Genomic DNA, 24453 nt, shown 5'->3' with positions numbered 1-24453 from the left:
CTGCCATGACCTACGACACCACACTACGGCTGATGAACGAGGCCGGGGACGTCAAGCGTTTCGTCATTCCCGGCGAGGAGGGCTACTCCGACTTCTGGCGGCGCGACAAGTCGCCGATCGAGTCCGTCGAGTTGGTGAAGCTGTTGGTGGCCATTCGCAAACTGTCGACTTTCATCGGCCGCAACGTCGGAGAAATCGTCTGGTCGGGAATGGAGCTCGACAATGCGCTCGCCCTCGATCCGACACCGATCATGGGGACGTATCCGGTGCCGGCGGGAAAGACCGACCTGATGGCCGGCATCATGGTGCAGGAAGCGTACAAGCGCGTCGAGTGGTCCGAGCGGCTGCGCGAGATGTTGAGGCTGCGCGTGCAGCCGCCGACGCAGTACGAATACAAGTTCGACATGTTCTTCAGCGTCTGCGAGTCGGTCTACGTCGACGGCCTCGCCAACAAGAGCGTGCTCGGCTACTACGCCGAGGCGGCACGTGACTGGCGCATTACCAGGACGCTGAAGAGCCTGATCAAGCCCCCCACCCTGTCCGAGATGCTGCACCTGTGGTGGCGTCTGGCGGCCCACCGCGATCCGGAACTCTACAAGAACGGCCACAGCGATCTCACGCTGGGCGGCCTGGTCATGCGCGGCAGCCTGGATCAGTACTACAGCAAGCCGATGCAGACCATGAACAGCATCGTGCCGGCACTGCGCGAAGACTGCCCGGCCCTCCCGAGCGTCAGCGACCGCTGCGATTTCCGCCTCGATCTCTATGAAAAGCTCTGGCGCGAAGTGCTCGGTCACATCCGCTTCTGGCCCGGCGACCGCAGCGACCGCTTCATGATGCCCGACATGGGCGAAGACGATGAACTGGCCCGGGAAGAGGCGGAGCAAGCGGCCGTCAAGGCCACCATCGTCAATTACGCCAACCTGATCGAGGCGGCGCTGCCGCAGAAGAACCGCGATTACACCGACCAGATCAAGGGCAACGTCGCAAACTTCGAGAACGTCGCGCGTGTCGAGGGCAACGACATCGTGATGCTCGCGCGCAACCGCGTCGATCGCCACCTCTTGCACAAGCTGGAGCAGGTGGTGCGGAACGCCACCGATCGCCGGAACGTTTTCAACCGCGGCCTCAGTTCGGGAAAGATCCATAGCCGGCGGCTTTACCGCGCGCACACGACCGGTGCCGTGTTCCAGCAAAAGAAGCACGAGTTCGACATGCGCAAGAATGTCGTGCTGCTGGTGGACGCAACCGGATCGATGGCCGACCCGACTCAATGGGACCAGGCGGAAATGATCTACCAGACTCTGTTCACCGCGATCCTGGAGTACGCGCCCAACGCGCGACTGTTCGCCTACAACGAAGTCAGAAACGCCTGCCGCATCACCGAGATATATCGGGGTGGCCGTATGCTGACGGTGCTGCCGCACGGGAGGACGGCGTCTGGCGAAGCGATCATCGCCACGGCAATGAATACCCGCATACCAGGCAAGAAAACACTGCTGGTCCACCTCACCGACGGCGCCTCGAATTGGGGTTGCGGCGTGGCGGACGCCCTCAAGTATTGCAAGGGCAACGGTGTCAGCCTGCTCACACTGGGCGTCAGTTGCAGTCTGTCCGCCAAACAGTCGCTGCGCGACGAATACGGCAGTCTCGTGAAGTTCATCGACAAAACCGAGCAATTGCCCAAGTTGTTCGGCGAATTGATCATCAGCGAAATGCGTGAATCGAGGGCGCCACAGTAATGAGTGCGTCCATTCTCGATCGCATCCTGGAAGCCGAGTGGCAGATGTTCGTCCGTGTCAGGAGCGCGCGGCACGCCCCCTGTCAAAGCGCCCCCGACAACTTCAAGACAATCCGGTCCAGCCTGTTCGAGACGTGGACGTTGCCGATGCTCGCCTCCTATCTTGCCGACCTGGAACAGGCCGAGGCAGCCGGACGTAACCTGCTCGCGGAAAAATATGCGCGGATGGACAACCTGATTCCGCCGCTATCAAACAGTCCGTTGATCGACGTCATCGTCACTGTGGAAAGCAATTGGCAGGAAGAGTTGGAACGCCGTTATCCCGCCCTTTATCGGAGATGTTGCCGCAGCACGGACGAAACAGGCGACGGCCGGAACTTCGGAATCTATCTCGGCTGCGAGCTGGAAACCTACAGCGATCAAACATTGGCGCTGTATTTCGAGAATATCGAGGACGCCGTTGCTGACAATCGCAATCTCGCGGTCGAGGCGCTGCATCGACTGGTGTGCAAAAACGGCTATCGCGATCCGGATCACGCCGAGAGCGTGCTCAAACATGGAGAGACGGCATGAACATCGACGTCAGGCTGAATCTGCTCGGCGTACTGGGCATCAAGCAAAGCGAGCTCGCCCTCGACACACCGGCGGACGCCACAGTCGCAACATTGATTGGCTTGATCGATCAGCACAATCCGGGCTTCGCTGCGGCGCTGTCGAACGCCGACGGAGGCCTCTCGCCGCAGTTCGTCGTCTTCGTCAATGGTCGCAACGCTGTTCAGCTGGATGACATGAAGACCCGGCTGAACGCGGGCGACGTCGTCAACGTGATTCCGGCCATTGCCGGAGGTTGAAAGCGAGGCGCCCCATGATCGTCGACCGGCCGGAATCGCACTTCATCTTCGTCGTTCCTCTGGATCACATCGAGTACCGCTACAACTACATCACCCTGCGCGGCGAGCCGCTGACCAACAAGCAGTATCTCGAGCATTGGGGCAAATGGCTCGTGTTCGGCCTGCGCGAGGAAGTCGAGGAACTGGCGAGGAAGCTCGATCCCTATGTCGAGGAAAGAAAGATCCCCGCCGTCAAATACGACCGCAAGCTGATCACCGAATTCCAGCTCAACCGCTGCGTCATGTGTGTGTATTGCCACGACGAGACCAAGGATGAAGTCTGGGAAATCCTGGCCGCATTGGGCGTCAGGGACAAGGCATGGATGTATGAACGGGAGACGCTGGAGAAATGGCTGCCAGGCGGCGTCAATCTGGAAAAGTGGATTCAGGGGCGCGGACTGGATCATGAGCATGCCGAACGCGTACGCGCCGATGCACGTGCAAAGTTCAAGAAAATGTTTGCCGACGAAAATGAGATTTTCACCGGCGTCTACCAATGATCTGAACCGCGTTCGGCCCTCAGCCTGCTGAAGGCGTGGACGCCGCTTTGCATATGCCCCTTCCCGCCCCTGGCCGCGCGACCACATGGATCGCCGAACGCGCCGAAGCCTCGCACTATGTGCTGTCCGAGCACGTGATCCGTTCGCTGATGGCCGGCCGCATCGCGGTGCCGCAGATCGAAACAGCCCTGCGCTCCGGCCGCATCATCGAGGAGCACCGGCACGGCGGGCGGGATCCTGCCTACCTCCTGTGCGCCGTCCACGACGGCAAGCCGGTGCATGCGGTCGCAGCGCCACGCACCGACGGGTGGCTCGCTGTCATCCATGCCTACGTGCCCGCCCCTCCTTTTTGGCGCACGGCCCTGCACCGTTCCCCCGGAGGTCCGGCGATGTCCGATTCGATCACGAGCTGTTACTTCTGCGGCGGCGCCATCAAGCAGGTGACCGTCGGGAATTTCGACTACCGTCTCGAAGGCCGGCTGTATGTCATCAAGAAGGTTCCTGCTGGCCTGTGCGAGCAGTGCGGCGAGAAATACGTCGATGCCGAAGTCGGGCGACGGCTGAACGCGCTGATTGCCGAGCAGGCCTTCACCGGCAGCGAGGCCGTCGGCGTCATCGATTACGCGGTCGCGCCATGAACGGTTTGACGCTCGCCGAACGGTATTTCGACCGCTACGGCGGGGAACTGCTAGCCGGCGAATTCGCCGCGTGGCGCGACCGCATCGCGGCCGGGCTCGCCGGCGACGGCTCCGACTGCCTCGGCTTCGACGACGAGCAATCGCGCGACCACGATTGGGGGCCCGGATTCTGCCTATGGCTGAGCGATGAGGATTACGGCGAGATCGGCGCGGCGCTGCAGCAAGCCTACGACCGTCTGCCGAAGTTCTTCGACGGCTTTGCACGCTCGACCACCGAATGGGGCGAAGGGCGCATAGGCGTGCTCCAAACCGGAAACTGGTACAAGCAGTACGTCGGCCATCCGGACGGCCCGCAGACGCTTTTCGATTGGCTGCGCGTCCCGGAAAAGTATCTCGCAGCCTGCACTTCCGGACGCGTTTTCCACGACCCGTTCGACGATTTCTCGCGGCGCCGGCGCCGGCTGCTGGCGTTCTATCCCGAGGATGTCCGGCTCGCGAAGATTGCGGCGCGCTGCATGTCGATCGGCCAGGCGGGCCAGTACAACTTCACGCGCGCGCTCGGCCGCGGCGAAGCGTTCGTCGCGCAATATGCGGAAACCTCGTTCTGCAACGACCTGATGTCGCTGGTCTACCTGCTGAACCGCCGCTATGCGCCGTATTACAAATGGCGGCACCGCGGCCTGCCGGAGCTGCCGCGCCAGGGGCGCATCGTGCATGAGCGGATCGCGGCGATGATGGCTGCGAGCGACGCGGACGAGAAGCGCGCGCACATCGACGCGCTGTGTGCCGTGACCGTCGGCGAGCTGCAGGCCGAAGGTCTGACCGGGTCCGACAGTCCCTTTCTCGTCGATCACGGTCCGCTCATCCATGAGCGCATCGAGGATCCGGCCATGCGGCGCCTGAGCGTGCTCATCGGCTGAAGCGGCAGCGCGGGAGTTCCATATGTCCAAACGGGTATTGGTCATCGGCGGCAGCTATTTTTGCGGCCGCGTCTTCGTCGAGGAAACGCTGAAGCTCCCGGGCGCGGAGATCCATGTGTTCAACCGCGGCAACCTGCCCTTGCGCATGGACGGCGTCACCGAACATGTCGGCGACCGCGAACTGGCCAGCCAGGTGCGCGATGCGATTCCGGCCGCCGACTGGGATGCCGTCGTCGATTTCTGCGCCTATACCCCGGTACATGTGGAGACCCTGCTCGACAACCTGCGCGGCACGGTTCGCCAGTATCTGCTGGTCAGCACGACGACCGTGTACCGCAAGGCAGCGCGCCTGCCCGCCGACGAGAACGCGCCGGTCCTCGACGGTCCGCAGCCGGAACTCGGCGAATATGCCGATTACGGATATCAGAAATGCCTCGCGGAGCAAGCTGCGCACCGGACCTGCGAGCGCCTCGGCATCGCGCTGACGGTGCTGCGGCCGGCCATCGTCTACGGCTATTACAACTATGCGCCGCGTGAGACCTACTTTTTCGACCGCCTGCGCAACCGCGAGCCCATCGTCGTTCCCGAACCGGATACGTCCGTGTTCAACTTCGTCTGGGTCGTCGACGTGGCACATCTGATTGGGCAGTGCATCGGCGAGCCGCGCGCGTTCGGCGAAACCTTCAATCTGGCCTCGGGCGAACCCGTCTCCTACGCCCGCATCGTCGAAGTGCTGGGCGAAATCACCGGCAAGGCGGTTGAAACGCTTCGCCTGTCTCCCGCCGAAATCGCGCGACGGAACCTTCCGCTGCCCTTCCCCCTCGACGAGGATCTGGTCTATGACGGTAGGAAAATCGACCGGCTGTTTGACTTCGCACATACACCGTTTCGCAACGGGCTGCGCGAAACCCTGAAGTATTACCTGACAGTCAAACGGCGCGAGGCCGCCGCGGCCGGTACGCGATGAAGGCCGACCTGATCCTGGTCAACCTCGTCGCCTTCACGCCGGAACGCTTCGCGGGCAGGCGCGGTGCCGAGCTGATCGCGATGAAGGACGGGCGAATCCTCTACGTTGGCGACCGCACCGTGCGCCCTGCTCTCACCGGACCGCACACGAAAGTCGTCGACTGCCAGGGCGCGACGGTGATTCCAGGGTTCAACGACGCACACTGCCATCCGGTCGCCCTTGCGATGACGACGCGCTACCTCGATTGCTCGCCGCTGCGCGACATCGCCAGCCTCATCGACGCACTGCGATCCCGCGCGGCCGACACGGGTTACGGGCACTGGCTGCGAGCGGCCAACTGCGACCCGGCCCGCCTCGCAGAGCAGCGGCTGCCGACGCGGTGGGAACTGGACCAAGCTGCCCCGGGCCAACCGGTGATCGTCGTGGAGCGGGCCGGGCAGTACTGCGTGCTCAACAGCCGGGCACTGGCGTTGTGCGGCATCGACGAATCGGCGGTGTCATCGGACGCAGGGATCGTACACCGCGATCAAACAACCGGCCGCCTCAACGGCATCGTCTCGGGCAACCATGCGCAGGTGGCCGCAGCGATCCCGCCCCTTGCCTCCGACGAGATCGAAGCGGGCCTGCGCACGGCCGACCGCATCTTCCTCGAATCCGGCATCACGTCCTTGCAGGACACGAGCTGGTCGAACACGCCCGCACACTGGCACGCGATGGCCGATTACAAGCGGCGGGGTCTCATCAGCCCACGCATGTCCCTGTTCGCCGGCGCAGATAGCGTGGACGCCTTCGCCGAGTTGGGGATGCGCACGGGCAGCACCCATCCCGACTGTCCTCCCGAGGAACTGCGACTGGGGGCAGCGAAGATCGCTCTCGACGAAAGCACGGGTGACGCCGAGCCGCCGCAGGATCTGATTGACGCGACCGCATTGGCGGCCCATCGCGCCGGTTTCCAGCTCGCCTTCCACGTGCCGGACCTCACGCTGCTCGACCGCTCGCTGAACACGCTCGCGTGGCTTGATCAGGTCGGTCTCGCGCCTCGCCTGCGCCCGCGCTTCGAACACTGCCCGGCGTGCCCGACCGGGTGGCTGGACCACGTCGCACAGAGTGGAGCGATCGTCGTCGCGCAACCCGCCCTGTTGCCACTGGCCGCACAAGCCATGAATGCGCGCGAACCGGACCCGAGGCACCCTGCCCTCTTTCCATTCCGCTCCTTCCTGCATCGCCGCATTCCGCTCGCGTTCGGATCGGATGCGCCGCTTGTGTCCTGTGCGCCACTCGACGGCGTGAAGGCCGCCGTCACGCGACGTGACGCTGCAGGCCGCTGCGTTGCGCCCGAGGAAGCGATCTCCCTCGCCGACGCGCTGCGCCTCTACACCTGGGGCGGTGCGTACGCGGCCGGCGAGGAGAATGCGACGGGAACGATCGAAGCGGGCCGACGCGCTGACCTCGTCCTTGTCGAAGGCGCCGGAGAATGGGCGACGCCCGACGATCTCGCGCACGTCCAGGTGGTCATGACGCTGATCGGCGGGAAGATCGTCTGGGCGCGTTAGTCCGCCCAAGCGGCCGGTAGCAGCCCTGCGGGCTATCCGGCGCATGACCCTCACGGCCCGCACGGGCCGTGGCGTCTTCAGTCGGCGCTGCGCTGCGGATTGAGCGTGTAACGTGCGGTCAGCGAGGACTCTTCGAGCACATGCCCATCGATTGCCCGCAGCACGTCAGGGCCGGTGAATCGCCCTTCGACCGGGCAACGCTCCAGATCCACGGCGTACAGCGTGAACACGTAACGGTGCACGCGCTCGTCGTTCCACGGCGGGCACGGACCGTCGTAGCCGAAGTAGTCACCCGCCATATGCGCGTCGCCGGAGAAACCGCGCGTGAAGTCATTGAGTCCGTGCCGCGCGCCGAACCGCGTCGCAGGGCCGGGTTTACCGCGCGGCATGACGCCGCTCGAGAAGTCGCCTTCGGCAAACCCGCGGCACGCGGGGCGCAGATCGACGAGCACCCAGTGGAAGAAATCGACCCGCGGCATCGCCTCGGGAATCACGATGTCCTCGCGATTGATGTGCTCGAAACGGCTCGGCACGTCGGGATCGTGGCACATGAGCACGAAGGATCGCGTGCCGGCCGGCGGTTCGCCCCACGTCAGGCCGGGATTGCGGTTGGCGCCGAAGCGAAACCGCCGTTCAGGATCCGCCACCGCGAAGGCGATGTTGTCCGGCAGGCGCCGGTTGTCTTCGAAACTGCTCGTCAGACGCATCGTGCGTGTCTCCAGCGCGCGGGGCGGCCCATTCATCACCGCCCCGCCATCAAGCGGCCAGCGCCGTCAGGCGCCGCGGAACTCCGGCGTGCGCCGTTCGCCGAAGGCCTTGAACCCTTCCTTCCGGTCCTCGGTGTCGCGCAGCACGCCCCACAGCAGGTGCGAGTACAGGATGCCGTGCTCCAGCGGCATGTCCTTGCCGAGCACTGCGGCCTGCTTGGTCGCCTGCACGCTCAGGGGCGCGGCACTGGCGATCTTTTCCGCATACGTGCGCGCAAGGTCCGCGAGCGCCGACGGTTCGACGACATCGCTGACGAGTCCGTAGCGCAGCGCCTCTTCCGCCGAGATCATCTCGCCGGTGAGCAGCATCTTCATCGCCACCGCCTGCGGCACCGAACGCGGCAGCGCCTGGGTGCCGTTCAGCCCGGCCAGGCTCGCCACCTTGACTTCGGTCAGCCCGAACTTGGCGTTCGACGACGCGATGCGCATGTCGCATGCGAGCGCGATCTCCAGCCCGCCGCCGACGGCATAGCCGTTGATCGCGGCGATGATCGGCTTCCACGTCTTCATGTGCGGCAGAAGAGGCTGACCTTCGCGCAAATAAGTCGCCGCCATGCATTCGGTCGGCGGCGGCGCCTTCTTCATGTCGGTGCCGGTGCAGAAGGACTTTTCGCCTGCACCGGTCAGCACGGCGACGCGGATGTCGGGATCGGTGCGCACGCGCGTCCAGATTTCGGCCAGATCGGCGATCGACTCCGGATCCAGCGAATTCATCGCTTCCGGACGGTTCAAGGTGATGTAGGCGACGTGATTCGTTACTTCCAGCGTTACCGGCATTGCTGTTCTCCTTTCGTTCCTGTGTTCTGTGACGACTCACGCCGACATGAAGGGGCTGTATGTCGCGCCGTCGCTCAGCAGCTTCTTCGCGATCGACATGCGATGGATTTCGGAAGCGCCCTCGACGATCCGCCAGATCCGAACCATGCGCGCAACGTATTCGACGCCCAGTTCGCGCGACAGGCCGAGGCCGCCGTGCAGCTGGATCGCGCGGTCGGCGACGCGCGTGAGCATTTCGGTCGCGGCGATCTTCAGCGAGGACGCCTCGATGCGCAGATCCTTGTGCCCCTGATCCGACTTCCATGCGGTGAAGTAGAGCTGCAGGCGGACCTGCTCCAGCTCCATGGTCGAGTCGGCGATCCAGTTCTGCACCGTCTGCCGTTCCGCGAGCGGCTCGCCGAAGGTTTTCCGCAGGTTCGCCTGGTCGATCATCATCTGGATCAGCCGTTCGGCCATGCCGGTGCAGTGCGCCGCAAGCTCGATGCGTCGCACCCCGAAGCGGTTCTGCAGCGGGATGAAGGCGTTACCGACCTCGCCGAGCACGGCTTCGTCACCGACCCGCACGTCGTCCAGATAGACCGTCCAGGACGGCATCGCGCCGATGACCGGGATCTCGGCGCCGATGCGCAGTCCCGGCGTCTCCTTGTCGAGGATGAAGGCCGTGAATCGCCGCTTGGTGGACGCTTCCTTGTCCGTCACCGCGATGCAGATGAAGAACAGGTTGTCCTTGTCGCATTTGCTGATGAAGATCTTCGAACCGTTGATCACCCACTGGCCGTTCTCGCGCACCGCGGTCGTGGTCAGGCCGCTGATGTCGGAACCCGCGCCCGGTTCGGTTGCCATCATCGCGGAGTCGATCTCGCCACGGCAGTAGGGACCGAGAAGCCTCTCGCGCTGCGCGGCAGTGCCGCACTCGTTGAGGTAGTAGAGGTTGGGGGCATCGGGCGGCAGCGTGAAACCGTGATGCGAGAAACCGACGAGCGACTTGGACATTTCCTCGACGACCAGGGTCTTGGCAAACATGCCGAGTCCCTGACCGCCGAACTTCTCGTCGACCTCGATGCCCCAAAAGCCCATGTCCCGCGTGATGTTCATCAGGCGCTCGTGATCGGCCTTCGGCAGCAGCGTGTACCCATCGGTCCACATCCGCATTTCCCGCTCCAGCAGGACCTTCTCAAGGGGCATCAGCTCGTTGGTGGTGAACCGTCGCGCCACCTCCTTGAGCATCGTCTGTTCTTCGGATAGGGAAAAATCCATGTCTCGTCTCTCGTCCTGTGTTTATCGTGCCCGGCCTGCCGACCCACGCCTTCAGTCGGCGTCCGAGCGCATCAACGACTCGATCTTGTCCGCGATCGAGGCGCCACCATTGTTGCGGCATTTCTCCGCAGCCACCCGCATGCCGTCCTCGAAGACAGCCATCAGTGCCTCGTGGATCGTGGCTCCGTCGTGGCAGCCTCCCACCATCAGGCAGGCGGCATAGGGGTGGTACTCGCCGACGGCCAGGGACATTCCGCACTCCGGGCACTCGTACACCGAAGAACCGGCGGGCACGTATTTGGCAATCCCGGCTTGCCGCGCTTGTTGCTCATGCATGATTCGTCCTCCTCCTGGCTGGAATTGCGGCCGCGGCGCAATCGGCGTCATCGGCCCTCACATCACTGGCCGACAGTGCTCACACCAGCACCTCCTGACTGACCAGATCCTCGATTTCGTCGTGCGAATAGCCGAGCATCCCGCCCAGCACCTCGCGCGTGTGCTGTCCGATCGACGGCGCCGCGGTCTTCATCTCCAGTGGCGTACGCGAGAACACGATCGGCGCGCGGTTGTAGAGCGTGACGCCGACCTCGTGGTGGTCGAGATAGGCCCAGAAGCCGCGCCTGCGCAGCTGCTCGTCCTCGATCGCCTCGCGCGCGTCGCGCACCTCGCCCGCCGGCACGCCCGCCTTCAGCAGCGCCTCCATCAGCCAGTCGCCGTGCTGCGCCGCGGTCCAGCATTCGATGCGCTCGTTCAGCTCGGCCTCGTGCCGGCGGCGCATCGCCGCAGTCGCGAAACGCTCTTCCTCGGCCCACGGCGGATTGCCCATCACGCGGCGCAGCGCGGCCCACTGCGCGTCGTCGAACACCGCAATCGCGATCCACTTGCGATAGCCCAAGGTCGCATACACGCCGTGCGGAGCGCCTTCCGCATCACCGTAGCCGAGCGGCCCGAGCGTCTCGCCATTGGCGGCGAAGGCCATCGGCGCACTCGGCGTCAGGCAGATCGCCGATTCGAGCTGCGACAGGCTCACCGTCTGGCCGCGCCCGGTCGCCTCGCGTTCGAGCAGCGCCGCCATGATCCCGAACAGCGTGTGCGTCGGCACCATGACGTGGTCGGTATAGTTGGTGCCGGTGCCGAACGGCGGCTGGCCGGGGAAGCCTGCCCGCGCGGTAAGCCCGCACAGCGCGTTGAGGTTCACGCCGTAGCCCATGTAGCGGCTGTGCGGGCCGTCGACGCCCTGCATGCTCATCGTGACGTAGATCGCCCGCGGGTTGATCTTCTGCACGTCCTCCCAGCCGAGATTCCACTTCTCCATCTGCCCGACACGGAAGTTGTTGATGACGATGTCGCTCTTCGCGATCAGCCGGACGGCAATGTCCCGCGCCCGCGGATTGTTCATGTCGAGCGCGATGTCGCGCTTGTTGGCGTTGCGCGCCGCGAAGTAGCCGCTGCGGTCGAGCCCCGTGCCGATGCCGTCCTTGAACGGCTCGCCGCGGCGCAGCGTGTCCGGCCGCTTCACGCTCTCGATCTTGATCACGTCGGCGCCGCACTGCGCCAGCACGCTCGTGGCGATCGGGCCCGCGCCGACCCACGAGAAATCGCATACGACGATGCCCTCCAGGGCACGCTCAATGTTGTTCGGCATATACCGCCCCCACGCGCACGAGTTTGTCGATCTCGAATGCCGAATAGCCCGATTCGGCCAGTATTTCCCGCGTGTGCTCGCCGATGCGCGGCGCGTTGCGGCCCAGCTGCCACGCCAGTTCGCCGAATTCGTACGGCGCACCGGGATAGGTGATGTCCGCCCCCAGCGTGTCGTTAAACTGCGTCTGCCAGAAACTCCTGTGCATCAGCTGCGGGTTGGCAAGCAGGTCCTGTCCGTCGCTCACCGGCGTCACCGCGACGTTGAAGCGCTGTCCGATCTCGTACAGCTGGGCTTTGCTGCGGGTGCGCGTGTAGCGCTCGAAGACGCGGCAGAAGGTCGCGTACCCCTCCTCCGAGGTGCGATACGCATAATTTATCCACTTATCATCATCGAGGACCTGCCACTCCTCGACCCCTTCGGCTTCCATCCAGCGCACGAAGGGCGTCCACATCTCCTTGTTCCGCCCCATGATCGCGACCAGCGCAATGTAGCCGTCGGCGCACGGATGCAGCGTCGCGCTGCCGGCCTCGCGCCCGCGCCCGCGCCGGATCTTGCCCTCGAGATCCCAGAACTGCGCGGCGTTCTCGAGCGCCATCGCCTCGGCCTCGATGCAGGCGACGTCGACCACCTGCCCCTTTCCCGTGCGCTGCGCGCTGAACAGCGCGATCGCGCTACCCACGGCCGCATACGCCTCGGCCATGCGGTAGGCCTGGTTGTCGGGAGCGCGCACCGGCTTGTCGCCGTCGACCCCTGCGAGGTAGAGAAAACCGCTCAGCGCCGAACAGGTCAGATCCGAGCCGGGACAGGCCGCCATCGGCCCGGTGCGCCCGAAGGGCGTGATCGAGGTCTGCACCAGACGGGCGTTGTCCTTGCTCAGCACTTCCCATGACAGGCCGAGCCCGTCCAGCCAACCCGGGCGGCAGCTTTCGATGAGCAGGTCTGCGTCGCGGCACAGCCAGCGGAAAACCTCGCGGCCCGCCTCCTTCTCGAGATCGAGCGCGAGGCCGCGTTTGCCCGCGTTGTAGTAGAGGTACGGCAAGCTCGCCTGCACACCCGGCTCGTTGCCGAAAAACGGGCCGACGCGGCGCAGCGGGTCGCCCGCAGGCGGCTCGAGGTGGATCACGTCGGCACCCAGCCCGGCAAACATCTTGGCCGCGTACGGCCCGAGTTCGCCGGTCATGTCCAGCACCCTGAATCGGGAAAAGTTTTGTGCCATGTCACATTCCTCCAACCGCCCGGGCCCCAGCCTCAACCTGCGAACAGGCTCCGCCCGCCGCACACGTACAGCACCTGCCCGGTAACGAAACTCGTCTCGTCGTCAGCGAGGAACAGCAGCGTGTTCGCAATGTCGTCGGGCTCACCGAGCTTGCCGGTAGGCTGGCGCGACAGCAGGAACTGCTGATTCTTCTCCGGCAACTCGTCCCACATCGGGGTATGGATGAGGCCTGGCGCCACACAATTGACGGTGATGCCGGAGCGGCCCAACTCGATCGCGAGCGCCCGCGTCATGCCGACGACACCGGCCTTGGCAGAGGAGTACGGCGACTGACCGGCGCCGCCGAGCCAGGCGCGGGACGCGATATTGACGATGCGTCCGTGGGCGTTCTCGACCATGTGGCCGTGCACCGCCTGGGTGCACAGAAACGTTCCCTTCAGGTTGACGTTGATCGTGATGTCCCAGTCCGCCTCGCTGAGCTTGCGCAGCGCGCCTGCCCGCTCCATCCCCGCGTTATTGACGAGGATGTCGATGCGGCCGAACGTATCGACCACCTTCTGCACCATGCCATCGACCGCCGCCTTGTTGCTGATGTCGGCGACGGCGCCCAGCACCCTATGCCCCATCCGGCTGAACTCGTCGACCGTGGCGCCGACCTTTTCCGCGTCGATGTCGTTGATGACGACCGCTGCGCCCTGCTCGGCGAAGCGCAGCGCAGTCTGCTTGCCCATGCCGCTCGCCGACCCGGTGATCAGCGCGACCCTGTTCTGAATTCCCATTGCCGCCTCCCTGATCAGATCGACATCGAAAAATAGGCGCTCTTGCCGCCGCAGACGAACAGCGTCTGCCCGGTGAGGTATTTCGAACTATCGGCGGCCAGGAACCCGACCGCATTGGCAACGTCCGCGGGCATCCCGAGCCGCTTCACCGGAACGCCGGCGACGAGCTGCTCCCGGTCGGCGTCCGTGACCGTATCGCTGTCGATGTCACCCATCACGACGGTGTTCACCGTGACGCCGTCGCGCGCCGACTCCAGCGCGAGCGCCCGCGTCAGCCCGAACAGACCGGAGCGCGCGGCGGCGACGTTGGCGGTCTGCGCAAGTCCCAGGTAGCGGATGTCGCTGATATTGACCACGCGCCCGAAGCCGCTCTTGCGCATCCCCGGCACGATCTCGCGCAGGTAGTGGAACGGACCGGCGAGGCCGGCGCCGAGCGCCGCGTCGACATCGGCGCCCGAAATCTCCTGCAGCGGCTTGGCCGCGAGCGCGCGCTCGTTCTGCACCAGGATGTCGATCCGCCCGAAACGCGCCATCACCCGCACGACGCTCTCGTGGATCTCCTCCGGCTCGGCTGCGCCCGTCTTCACCGCGATCACCTCCACCCCTTTCTCCGCCAACTGCGACGCGACTCTGTCGAGCTGGCGGGCGTCCGCACCGGTCAGCGCGATCTGCGCGCCGGACGCCGCGAGGCGCATGGCCACCGCCTCGCCGACTGCGTCGTCGGCATTGACGATCAACGCCACCCTTTCCTTGTTTTTCGTATTCATCGCCCTGTTCCCCGCTTACCAGTCGCTCACCAGCATGTGCATCGTGCAGGCCGCGTGTTCCGTGCCCGACAGTCCGCCGCCCGTCACATGTGTCATCGCCACGCGCGGCACCGGATCCACTTGGTAGCCGGCGCACTGGTTGCGCATCTGCTTGACGCTGGCTGCGATCTGCGCGGCACCCGAAGCGCCGATCGGATGTCCGTACGACAGCATGCCGCCGCGCGGGCTGACGACACACTTGCCGCCGTGCGTCGAGTTGCCGTCGCGCAGGAACTTCAGCCCTTCGCCCTTCGGGCACAGCCCGAGGCATTCGTAGTACAGCAGCTCGGCGATCGTGAAGGCGTCGTGCAGCTCGACGATATTCACATCCTCGGGACCGATGCCCGACTCCTCGTAAAGCTGGTGCGCGCTCTCTTCCGTGATGTCGTCACCGGTGATGTCGCGCGGCCGGTTGTGGTACGGCCCCGAACGCACGACCGACCCCGCCACCAGGATCGGCTTCTGGATGCCGAGCTTCTTCACCATCTGTTCCGAACACACCACCACCGCGCCGGCACCGTCGGCGATACCGCAGCACTGCTGCAGCGTCAGCGGCGACGCGACGACGCGCGAGTTGACCACCTCCTCGACCGAGATTTCGCCCTTGAACCACGCATAGGGGTTGTTCGTCGCGTGCCGACGGTTCTTCACCGTGATCATCGCCAGGTCCTCGGCGGTGGCACCGGTTTCGTACATGTAGCGCTGAGCGCGCATCGCATACTTGCCCGTCATGACCGCGCCGTGCACCGTTTCGATGTCCGACATCGCCGTCGCAAAGGCAGTGCCTTGCGCCATGTGCAGCGTGTGGTTCTCGCAGCCGATGCCGATGGCCACGTCCGCGAGTCCCATCGCCACGTCCCGCACTGCCAGATGCACTGCCATGCCCCCGGCCGAGCATGCGCTTTCCACCGTCATGATCGGAAGATGGCCGCACATGCCCAGATCCTTGAGCACGGTCTGCCCGACCACCATTCCGTTGGTGCCGTTACCGACATAGGCGCTCTGCACCATTGTCGGACGGTCGATGTTGGATGCCTTCAGCGCCTCGAATGCGGCGGCCCGGCCCAGGACGTCGAAATCGACCTCATGCCGCCCGAATTTTGTCTCGCCGACTCCGGCGATATACACTTTGCGTTGCAATTTCATCGTCTCTCACCCACCGAAGATTAGGCTTTGCGGAATTTGTAGCTGATCAGCGGAACGCCATCGCGGTTGTCGCGCACCGGCCCGACCGTCAGCTCGACCTCTTCGTCGCAGCGGAAACTGCCAGGCTCGCCTTCCAGCTGCGCGAAAATCCGCAGGTTCTCGGGCAAATCGATATAGCCGAACGAATAGGGCGTTTTCATTCCCGCCTGGCCAATGAAATTGTCACTGAAGCTGTAAAGCTTTCCGCGCCGGCTGAGCGGCACCACCTCGAATTCCTCGCCCCAGCAGCTCGGACACGGGCTCAGCTTGGGGAAATCCAGCTGGCCGCAGCCCTTGCAGCGATACCCTTTGAGATACGGCGCGCCGCCGTCTGCGGGCACCTCGAGCAGGTCCGGATGAAAGAACGTGATATCCGGCTTCTTCTCCGGTTTCTTGTTCGGCTTCTGATCTGACATGACGCCTCCGCAGCATTAGTTTCGTGTTCAACGTGGATTCAATTAGACGCGCCGGGCTGCGCTGCAACAATTGGTGCGGACACCTAACGCCTAAGGGGCTACCCTCACCTGCAGGTGCAAGGCGGGAACCCGCGTCGAATGGTGGTTTCGGCAATCCGTCCGAGCCGTCGCCGATACCCGGCCAATCTCGACGGTGAAAAAAAAAGCGCGCCAAGAGGCGCGCAAAATTTCCGCGGGAGGAGAGTGATCCCGAGAAGAATTATCGGCTCAGCTTCCGCCGCGCATGTTCTGAACGCTGAACAGATTGACCGGGACCATCTTGGCGTCTGCCCGCCCCTTGAATTGTCCTGTCGTACAGTGCTTGGCCTGGACGTCGATCATGCTGAATGCATCGAATAGAACGATCCCGCTACCCTTGTTCTGAGCCAGATGGGAATCGGGGTGCGTCATTCCCAGCATGAATATTTTCCACAAGTCCCCCTTGCGGTCATATACGAGCGTCTGCGACATTGCTGAAGTTTGCGCATCCATGTAGTGCACGCGTCTGCTCACCGGATGGTTGGGGTCAACCGGGGACGATTCGACGATGTGCACCTTGCGCAACTGCCACGTAATGTCGGGGAAGCAACCGCCCTGGCCGCCGAAGGCGACATACTTGTAGCCGTCGGACTCCTTGTATTCGTCCGACAGTTTCATGTCGTTATGGTGGTAAAAGGGCATCAGCATGTTCACCGTGCCCTTGTACTTCCAGTTCATGTCCGAGATGCGGCCGTTATAACCTTCGAAGTCCTCGATCATGATGTCCGAACCGAGAAAGGCGTCCGTGGTCTGCCCCGTCGACAACCTGCGCACGCGGCGCTGGAAACCGAGATAGAGATAGGCATCATCCTGCTTCAGGTCGTCCTCGTAGCGCTGGATCAGCAGCTGCGTGTTCTTGACGTCCTGCGGTTCCTGCACGTTCACGTAGGTCGCGCGATAGAGCTTCGACGGGTTCGGCGAAATTTCCGGCGTCGGCACCTGATTCAGCCGATGCGTGTACTTTATGAAATGGAAATTGAACAGGATGTTGCGCTCGACCTTGCCGCTGTCCATGTTGCGGTATTTCCAATAGAACGGCGAAATTGCCAAGCCGTCGCCCCAGTTCATGCCATAGCGGAAGTTCCAGGCGAGTTTCTCACCAGCGCGCGGATCCTTTGCATCGGGCTCTTCGGGAAACGGGCGCCCTGCGACATAGCCGACCAGCTCACCCGGTTTCGCGCCGAGTTTCACCTTGCCGGCGTTCTCCCTGGTCGCGTCGACGTAGCTCTTGTCGATATCGAAGGATGTTGTTTTTCCGACGGTGATCTCCACAGCCCCTGCCTGGATGTGACGCTGCAATCCCGGGTCGAGCACCGCCTCGAAATTCGCGAAATTCCCCTTGTTGATCACGGTTCCGGCCGTGACGCCGGCGGCCGTCGGTACGGCGCTCTTGTACGGAAAGAAGGACTTGTCGATGTCGGCCTCGCTCGCCGCGTGAAGAGTCCCCGCTGCGCAGGCCAATGCCACTGCGATCGAGCTCCGCCTTGCAAAGTATCTGGTCATTTCCACTGTCTCCTCTTGTATTAGTTTCAGAACTTGTAGCGAACCGTCACGTAGATGTCGTCTTCTGCGACTGCCGCTCCGATCGGGCCGGCGCGGAAGCGTCCGAGCGGCTCGATGCCGGACAGACCTGCCGAGCCCGGCACGAACGACTGGCCGGATGCTGTGTAGGTCGTGAAGGGCGGATACGGGTTGGCCGAACGGGTGTCGTCGAACTTGTAGTGGTTGTTCCCGTTCGCATACTTGAAGTTGGCGCCGAGCGTGACCTTGAAGTCGTCGGTGACGCTCCATTCGATCTGCGGTGCGACCGTGAGCGCCTTTGCCCGGAAGTCCCGCGCCATGATCACCTGCGGACTCACCCGGTCGCCCGCCAGGAAGCCCTTGATCAGCAGCGTCCCGATGAAGTTGTCTTCCCAGTCGACCATGCCCACCTTGCCGAGCGGACCGTCGTGCTGTTCGTGATCGAAGATGTGCTGCCAGAAAAGCTGGGCCGAAATGAGCGTCGCGCGCGTCTTGCTGATGAAGGGGATGAAGGTGGGACGATCCACCCCGACCACTGCCCGCAGCACCCTGTTCGACGAGTACAAGTCACGACGAGCCGTGTTCGCGAACTCCTCGCCCTCCGTCAATGCCGTCTCCATGCGGATCGCGGCATTGGCATCGGGGATCTGGAAGTCCAGCGATCCGCCAAGGAGATTGACCCGCGGGTAATGGACGTCGAAGGCAATCAGGCGACTCACCGGGACGCCGGCCGCCGGGGGTGTCGTATTGCCGCTGCCACCGGTGAAAGGGTTAACCGTGCCCGCGCTGAATGCGTGCAGGCTGGGCAGCTGCGACCGATACGTCAGCGCATTGAGGGAGAATGCCAGCCCCTCCTTCGTGATCCCCTCGTACTTCACGCCCAGCTGCGTGTTAGAGAGCGACCATTCGGGCAGATGCACCTTGCGGATGCCGATCTGGTGCGGCCCGAAGTCCGTTGCCGCCCATGCACCGGCAGTCCCGGGCGGAACGGCCGCGAAATTGGCGACAGTGCCTCCGTTGTCCCACAGGCTGGCCATGCCGCGGAAGAAGCACCCGGCATCAAGGATCACGTTCGGAGATCCGCACTGTCCCAGGTTGTTCGGACGGAACTTGTCGAAATTCCAGACGACCTGGACGTTCCGGTCCTGCATGGCATCGCTTGCACCCATGCGGTATTCGCCTTGGGCAATCCACATTGGAATGCGGATGTCCTGAAGCTCGTCATAGATGTTGTTGCGCGAATAGTCGATGGGGTTGATCACATCGAGCACACGGAACAGATCGGTACGGCCCCATACCACCTGCTGCCGTCCGAGTTTCACGAAGAGCTCGGTTCCGTCGGCGAACGGAAACGTCTTCTTCGCGTAGATTTCGCGCAGGAAATCGAGCCGGTCGTTGAACTCCGGCGCCTCCAGTTCACCCAGTTTCAGATCCCCGTAGCCGCCGAAATCGCGACAGCCGCGTTTGTCCGTGTCGCAGGGGCGAACGGGCACGCCGAAGGCCACGCCGCCTTCCGTCTGATGCCAGCGATCACCCAGCACCCGCATGCCGTCGTTCGGATTCGCCGCCAGGTCGAAGCCGAAGGCGTTCGTCGGCGGCAGGCCGATCGCCGTACCGATCGGGTTGTTGATACCGCCACCGTGCGGGACCCGGGGCCGGTTTAAGGGTGTACCGGCGCTGGTTGGAACGGGCGGCAACAGCGGCGCCGCGGTGTTTTCGAGCTCGATCGATCCGCCGGCCCGACGACCGTATTCGTCTCGATTCAGGCGATAAACACCGTCCCAGCTTCCCCGCAGAATGCTTCGGAATGCCCAACCGTCGCCCATCGGTTTGTCGGCTTCGACCTGAAGCGTGTTGCGGAACTTCGCGAGCCCCGCATCATGGCGACGCACCGTATGGTTCTCGTAATACACGTCCGCGACCCAGGGCGCAGCGCCGCCGCCCAGATCCGGAAGGTTTTCGTCCGCCGCCTGCGCCAGTCCCCCCACGGCCAGCGACAAGGCCGCGGCGAGAACGGTCAATTTCGGACGCGAAAAGTCTCCTGCTGCCTTCATACAGCATTTCCTCCCTTGGTAGACCCGAATCGATTTGTGTTGGAGTCTTGCGCCGGGTTGTGCGCGTTACGCCGGTTGTGCAACCGCCGTGCAGGGCGGTTCCGGTTCGTGTTCGCGGACCTGGATGACCTGGTCCTCGTCGAGATAGACCGCCGTTATGAAGCGGGGCTTGAAGATCATGACCCACGCCGGAACGAGCAGCATGGCCGCCACCACGTTGAAGAGCAGCATCAGGCTGAGCAGCAGCGCGGCGTCCGACTGGAAGCGCAGATCCGACAGCACGATCCACATCACGACCCCGGCGATCAGCGTCGTGGCGGTGAAAGACACCGCGAAGCCGGTCGTCGCGATCGCCTTCAGCACCGCCTTGCGCAGGTCCTGCAGCGCCGCCATCTCCTCGCGGATGCGGTTCATGATGTAGATCGCGTAGTCGATGCCGACGCCGATGCCGACCGCGATCACGGGAACGGTATTCACGTTCATGCCGATATGCCTGACGCTCATGTACGCATATGTCATGACCGTGGCAAAGATCATCGGCAGCACCATCAACCATCCCGCATGGAGCGAGCCGTAGAACGCCCACACGAAGGCGAATGAGAGCGTGAGCACGAGCGGGACGATGAGGAAGTTGTCGTGGCGGACCGCGTCGTTGATCGCCGCGTTGACCCCGACGGCGCCCCCTGCGAGTTCGATGCTCAAGCCCGGAACCTTGCCCGCCAACGTCGCAACGCCCTCCCGGGCAAGCCCGATCGCGCGCTCGATCGTCTGCGCCTGGTGGTCCTTGTAGAAGAACACAAGGTTGGCCAGATTCTCGTCGGTGTTCGTGTACTCGTTCAACGCCCCCGGAATCGGACTCGCGGCCATGAAGGTGAACATCAGTCCGCCAATCTCGTTCGGATCGGACGGAATCTGGTTCCAGCGCGGATCCGTGTTGTGGATCAGGCCGTTGACCGAGCGGATCAGCCCCGGCAGAGCCTTCGTGCCACCGACGTTCGGATCCTGCAGCATCGTGTTCTGGAAGGACTCGATCGCGCGCAACACCTCGGGATTCTTCAGTCCGCCCTTCTCCGCCGTCCGTGCAACGATGTACAGCTCTTCCGACCCCGGAAAGCGCTCATTGATAGCGCGCGACGAGATGTTGTAGTCATGCTGCGGATAGAGCAGCGGGCTCCCCGGCTCGGCCTCGCCGACCTGCACGCCAAGGCTCAGCCAGGCGCCCGCCATGACGAGGACCGCGGCCCCGACGAGCACCGCAATCGATCCCCTGCGGCTGCCGACCACGCCGAACAGCGCGACGACGACCTTACGCAGGACGCTCCCGCGCGCGGCCACGGCGCGCGGCTGCGGCAAGACGAGCAGCAGCAGCGGCACGAAGAGCAGCACCGTAAACACGACCGAGAAGGCCCAGAAACCCGCGTAGTAGCCCATCTTCGTATTGATCGGCGCCGCACCGAGCACCAGCACGAGAATGCCGATCGCATCGACGACGATTGCCAGCGAGCCGGGCCGGAACAGATCGTCGAACGCATTGCGCGCCGCCTTCCGTGAATCGTTCGTCTCGCCCAGTTCGAAGTAATAGCGCTCGACCAGCTGGATGCTGTGCGACATCGCACGGGCCGCGATCAGGAATGGAATCACGAGATTCAGCGGATCGAGATTCCAGCCCATCAGCGAGATAAAGCCCAGCCCCCAGATCGAAGACAGGGTGATTCCGAGCAAAGGCAGCAGCACGCCATACAGACGCCGGAAATAGATCACCAGCAGGGCTACCATCAGCCCGAGGGTGTACAAGAAAATCTGGATGATCTGCGGCAGGTAGGTGTACACCCACCCGATGAGCACAGGGTTGCCAGTCGCGTGGATTCTCACACCGTCGGCGGCCTCGTTGGCCCGCACCGTCTGCAATTCCGAGAAGATCTTGCCGTAATCGATATCGTCGGCCTCGTTCAGCTGCGCCTTGATCATTGCCGATTTGAGATCCGGGGACACCAGCAGGCCATAGACACGCGGGTTCGCCATGACGTCCTTCCTGAGCGTCTCGAGCTCCTCCACGGTCAGATTCGGCTGCGTCGGGTCGTAGTACAGCCGGGATATCATCTCGCCGCTTTCCGTCAGCCAGATCTTGCGCACCGTACGGTGTGCGAGGCTCACGACCTGGTTGTGATTGACCCCCGGCAGGTTGTCGACCCCCTGTGTCAGCCGCTGCAGGCGGGACAAGGTTTCATTGGTAAAGATGTCGCCGTTCTCGACCTCGAGGGCGACGACGATCTGGCTCGCGCCGCCGAAGCTGCCGCGGATCTCGTTATGCAGCTTGATGTAAGGGTGGCTCTGCGGCAGCAGGTCCTCGAACGCCGAATAGATCTGGATGCCGGGCAACTTGAATGCAAAGAAGACCGTCACGAGAAGGATCGCCGCCAGAATCGCGCGTGGAAATTGAAACGCGGCGTTCTCGAGTTGGTGAACTGCATGGGTAAAGCGATGACGCATGATCGTGACCTCGCTTAATTGTTCGCGGCGACCTTGGGGTCGTCGTCGAGTGTCATTACCTCCACGCCCCCAACCCCACCGGCGACAAGGATCCGGCCGTCGCCAAATGGCAGGGCGGCGCGCAAATAGGTGGACTTGCGTGCACCGGCGAGCTTCCACTGGTCCCCGCTCGCCCGGAATACGAGACCATTGATCCCCACGCCGAGCGGGGTACCGCCGTCTAGCGCCAGGCCGTAGATCGGCGCACCCGCCTCATTGACCCGTCTGCTCCAGCTATTGCCGCCGTCGGTGGTCTGCATCACCACTCCCGCGAGGCCGGACACCCAGCCGCGGTCACGGTCCGCAAAGACCGCTGCATAGGGATAGAAATCCTCGCCGATCTTCCGCAAGGCTTCCCAGGTCGCACCGCCATCCCCCGTGCGGTAAACGGCCCCGAATTCACCCGTGATGAATCCTTCCTGCTCGTTCAGGAACTGGACGCTGGCGAGCATTGCATCGTCACCCACGACGGTCGTGCTCCAGCTTGCCCCCTGGTCGCTGCTCGACGCGATGGTGCTGCCGCTGCCCACCACCCACAGCCGGTTTCCGGCGTCGCAGGTGATTGCCAGCGGATTTGCCGGCTCCTCGATCGCGCGCGCCTGCCAGTTGTCACCGGCGGCATCTGCAACCCAGACGCGATGAAAGAAATCGAGCGCCGCAAAACTTCCGTCGGCACAGGCGGAGACACCCACGAAAGAACTGAGCGGATCGAGCTGCCGACGTGCCCAGCTATTGCCACGGTCAGATGACGTCAGTACAACCCCGGTCGCTCCGACGACGACGGTCGTCGTCCCGTTGTCCGCTGCCGCCTGAAACGCATCGGAGCGTTTCGCGCCCTTCGAACCGCCCTCTACGACGTTCGCCGTATTCGCCGTATTCGCCGATGCGCCGCATCCGCTCAGCATCACGCAAAGCAATGCACCCAAAGAGCCGGCGCACCATGACTTCATGGAACCATTCATAATTATGTCTCCTCCGTTCGGGACGGGTCGATGCGGCTCGCGCGATCATGAGGGTCACGGTATGAACCTCCCCACCCGACGGCACGAATGTAGGCTGCGCACAGCTGACCAACAATTGGTGCGCACACCTAATCAGTAGGGAGTTATCCCTGACGCCCCCGGAGTCGGTTTCCGGACAGACATGACTCGCGCGTGAACGGGAAGGGCGAATCGTTGCCGCAAAAATGCCGGCACGACGGCAGGTGAAATATCCGGGAAAGATGGCCGCCGAGGATCTGCCGACCCTCGATCGCGGCCATGATGTGCGCTCAGCTTCGGGAGCGCCGCCTCAATTGGCGCGCCGGGACGCCCATTTGCACTCGACGCAGTGACTGTTCGTGAGCATCGACAGCTGAATCAGCTCGCCCGAAGAGCGCACGCCCAGCTTGCTCATCAGTCGCCCGCGGTGCGCCTCCACGGTCTTCGGGCTGATTCCGAGGATTCTGGCGATTTCCTTGCTGCTGTTTCCTTCGACGACAAGATCGAAGATTTCCTTTTCCCTCAGCGAGAGACTTTCGAAACAATTGCGGTACTTGTGCTGCTCGCTTTGTTTGCTCAACGTCTCCTTGCTCTGGGTCAGGGCGGCATTGACGGCATCGAGCAGATCCTGATTGCGGTACGGTTTCTGCAGAAAGTCGATGGCGCCTTTCTTGATGGCCTGGGCCCCCATCTGGGCATCCCCATACGCGGAAAGAAAGATGATCGGCAGTTTGAAGGCGCGCTCGCACAGTACTTCCTGAAGCTGCAGACCACTGAGCGCCTGCATCCGCACGTCCAGGATCAGGCAGCCGTAGTCACAGGAAAAATCGGTGTCGAGAAACGCCTGCGGCGATTCGTACATTTTCACGTCGAGCGCGATCGAGCCAAGCAACCACTTCAGCGAATGACGGACCGACTCTTCATCGTCGACGACGAACACGGTCGGCGAAATTTTTTCCACCTGCATGGACTCCTCCTTTGTGCATGGTCTTCGCCGCCCGAGACTCTTCGGTCTTCGTGCCGGCGCGGACCTCCCCTACATCGGCAAGGTGAATTGAAAGCGTGACCCGCCCTTGCCGATCCTCGAAAACGAAAGCTGTCCGCCGTGCGACTCGACAATCGAGCGGCAGATCGTCAGGCCGATACCCATCCCGTCGGGCTTGGTGGAGAAATAGGGCTCGAACACGCGCTTCGCGGAGCGCTTCTCGAGCCCCGTGCCGTGGTCCTGGACGAA

At 63.5% G+C, this 24453-nt stretch carries 24 protein-coding genes; 8 read left to right on the top strand and 16 right to left on the bottom strand.

The features are described 5' to 3' along the window. Positions 1 to 5: 5 nt before the first annotated feature. The 8 genes from F464_RS0126950 to F464_RS0126915 are packed head-to-tail and all read left to right on the top strand — an operon-like array spanning position 6 to position 7209. Positions 6 to 1742 (top strand): vWA domain-containing protein, encoded by a 1737-nt coding sequence (locus tag F464_RS0126950; protein WP_228216828.1) that lies wholly within the window; start codon positions 6 to 8, stop codon positions 1740 to 1742. Next, positions 1742 to 2314 (top strand): DUF4125 family protein, encoded by a 573-nt coding sequence (locus F464_RS0126945; protein ID WP_018992982.1) that lies wholly within the window; start codon positions 1742 to 1744, stop codon positions 2312 to 2314. The genes F464_RS0126950 and F464_RS0126945 overlap by 1 nt, the downstream gene beginning before the upstream one ends. Then, positions 2311 to 2592, top strand: coding sequence for a MoaD/ThiS family protein (locus F464_RS29720; RefSeq protein WP_018992981.1), 282 nt, complete (start codon positions 2311 to 2313; stop codon positions 2590 to 2592). Before F464_RS0126945 ends, F464_RS29720 begins: the two co-directional genes overlap by 4 nt. Before the next feature lie 14 nt (positions 2593 to 2606). Then, complete coding sequence (locus F464_RS0126935; RefSeq protein WP_018992980.1) at positions 2607 to 3131, top strand: hypothetical protein; 525 nt, start codon at positions 2607 to 2609, stop codon at positions 3129 to 3131. Between the two features lie 53 nt (positions 3132 to 3184). Further along, positions 3185 to 3769, top strand: a complete 585-nt coding sequence (locus tag F464_RS0126930) for a DUF4258 domain-containing protein (protein WP_018992979.1) — start codon at positions 3185 to 3187, stop codon at positions 3767 to 3769. Further along, positions 3766 to 4689: a DUF4037 domain-containing protein gene (locus tag F464_RS0126925; RefSeq protein WP_018992978.1), complete on the top strand. Its 924-nt coding sequence runs from the start codon at positions 3766 to 3768 to the stop codon at positions 4687 to 4689. Before F464_RS0126930 ends, F464_RS0126925 begins: the two co-directional genes overlap by 4 nt. A 22-nt stretch (positions 4690 to 4711) precedes the next feature. Next, positions 4712 to 5656 carry an SDR family oxidoreductase gene (locus tag F464_RS0126920; protein ID WP_018992977.1) on the top strand — a complete coding sequence of 315 codons (945 nt, stop codon included), beginning with the start codon at positions 4712 to 4714 and terminating at the stop codon, positions 5654 to 5656. Beyond that, a complete protein-coding gene (locus tag F464_RS0126915) occupies positions 5653 to 7209 on the top strand; it encodes an amidohydrolase (protein ID WP_018992976.1) in 1557 nt (518 codons plus the stop codon). The genes F464_RS0126920 and F464_RS0126915 overlap by 4 nt, the downstream gene beginning before the upstream one ends. 77 nt (positions 7210 to 7286) lie before the next feature. Here the strand turns inward: F464_RS0126915 and F464_RS0126910 are convergent, their stop codons facing one another. The 16 genes from F464_RS0126910 to F464_RS29705 all read right to left on the bottom strand — a co-directional run. Continuing rightward, complete coding sequence (locus F464_RS0126910) at positions 7287 to 7916, bottom strand: YbhB/YbcL family Raf kinase inhibitor-like protein (RefSeq protein WP_018992975.1); 630 nt, start codon at positions 7914 to 7916, stop codon at positions 7287 to 7289. Between the two features lie 66 nt (positions 7917 to 7982). Next, the gene (locus F464_RS0126905; RefSeq protein ID WP_018992974.1) at positions 7983 to 8753 is read right to left on the bottom strand and encodes an enoyl-CoA hydratase/isomerase family protein; all 771 of its coding nucleotides are present in this window, start codon (positions 8751 to 8753) and stop codon (positions 7983 to 7985) included. A 36-nt stretch (positions 8754 to 8789) separates the two neighbouring features. Further along, positions 8790 to 10010 carry an acyl-CoA dehydrogenase family protein gene (locus F464_RS0126900; RefSeq protein ID WP_018992973.1) on the bottom strand — a complete coding sequence of 407 codons (1221 nt, stop codon included), beginning with the start codon at positions 10008 to 10010 and terminating at the stop codon, positions 8790 to 8792. Positions 10011 to 10061: 51 nt separating this feature from the next. Continuing rightward, positions 10062 to 10262, bottom strand: coding sequence for a hypothetical protein (locus tag F464_RS29715; RefSeq protein ID WP_018992972.1), 201 nt, complete (start codon positions 10260 to 10262; stop codon positions 10062 to 10064). Between the two features lie 163 nt (positions 10263 to 10425). Then, complete coding sequence (locus F464_RS0126890) at positions 10426 to 11655, bottom strand: CaiB/BaiF CoA transferase family protein (protein WP_018992971.1); 1230 nt, start codon at positions 11653 to 11655, stop codon at positions 10426 to 10428. After that, positions 11639 to 12871 (bottom strand): CaiB/BaiF CoA transferase family protein, encoded by a 1233-nt coding sequence (locus F464_RS0126885; RefSeq protein ID WP_018992970.1) that lies wholly within the window; start codon positions 12869 to 12871, stop codon positions 11639 to 11641. Before F464_RS0126885 ends, F464_RS0126890 begins: the two co-directional genes overlap by 17 nt. Before the next feature lie 32 nt (positions 12872 to 12903). Then, the gene (locus F464_RS0126880; protein WP_018992969.1) at positions 12904 to 13650 is read right to left on the bottom strand and encodes an SDR family NAD(P)-dependent oxidoreductase; all 747 of its coding nucleotides are present in this window, start codon (positions 13648 to 13650) and stop codon (positions 12904 to 12906) included. Positions 13651 to 13664: 14 nt separating this feature from the next. Then, positions 13665 to 14417, bottom strand: a complete 753-nt coding sequence (locus F464_RS0126875; protein WP_018992968.1) for an SDR family NAD(P)-dependent oxidoreductase — start codon at positions 14415 to 14417, stop codon at positions 13665 to 13667. 15 nt (positions 14418 to 14432) lie between these two features. Beyond that, a complete protein-coding gene (locus F464_RS0126870) occupies positions 14433 to 15602 on the bottom strand; it encodes a thiolase family protein (protein ID WP_018992967.1) in 1170 nt (389 codons plus the stop codon). 20 nt (positions 15603 to 15622) lie between these two features. Then, entirely contained in the window at positions 15623 to 16057 is a 435-nt protein-coding gene (locus F464_RS0126865) for a Zn-ribbon domain-containing OB-fold protein (RefSeq protein WP_018992966.1), read from the bottom strand. A 267-nt stretch (positions 16058 to 16324) separates the two neighbouring features. Continuing rightward, positions 16325 to 17638 carry a DUF1329 domain-containing protein gene (locus F464_RS0126860; RefSeq protein ID WP_084600613.1) on the bottom strand — a complete coding sequence of 438 codons (1314 nt, stop codon included), beginning with the start codon at positions 17636 to 17638 and terminating at the stop codon, positions 16325 to 16327. Positions 17639 to 17664: 26 nt separating this feature from the next. Further along, on the bottom strand, positions 17665 to 19710 hold the full coding sequence (locus tag F464_RS0126855) for a DUF1302 family protein (RefSeq protein WP_018992964.1): 2046 nt from the start codon (positions 19708 to 19710) through the stop codon (positions 17665 to 17667). A 66-nt stretch (positions 19711 to 19776) separates the two neighbouring features. After that, complete coding sequence (locus tag F464_RS29710; protein WP_018992963.1) at positions 19777 to 22200, bottom strand: efflux RND transporter permease subunit; 2424 nt, start codon at positions 22198 to 22200, stop codon at positions 19777 to 19779. 14 nt (positions 22201 to 22214) lie between these two features. Next, positions 22215 to 23201, bottom strand: coding sequence for a YCF48-related protein (locus F464_RS0126845; RefSeq protein ID WP_026296366.1), 987 nt, complete (start codon positions 23199 to 23201; stop codon positions 22215 to 22217). Between the two features lie 328 nt (positions 23202 to 23529). Continuing rightward, on the bottom strand, positions 23530 to 24186 hold the full coding sequence (locus tag F464_RS31960) for a response regulator transcription factor (RefSeq protein ID WP_018992961.1): 657 nt from the start codon (positions 24184 to 24186) through the stop codon (positions 23530 to 23532). A 69-nt stretch (positions 24187 to 24255) separates the two neighbouring features. Next, on the bottom strand, positions 24256 to 24453 hold a 198-nt coding region (locus F464_RS29705; protein WP_040395826.1), incomplete at its 5' end, for an ATP-binding protein.

It is taken from the genome of Aromatoleum toluclasticum ATCC 700605 (assembly GCF_000378245.1).
Classification (GTDB): domain Bacteria; phylum Pseudomonadota; class Gammaproteobacteria; order Burkholderiales; family Rhodocyclaceae; genus Aromatoleum; species Aromatoleum toluclasticum.
This window is presented reverse-complemented; position numbering and strand designations above follow the sequence as displayed.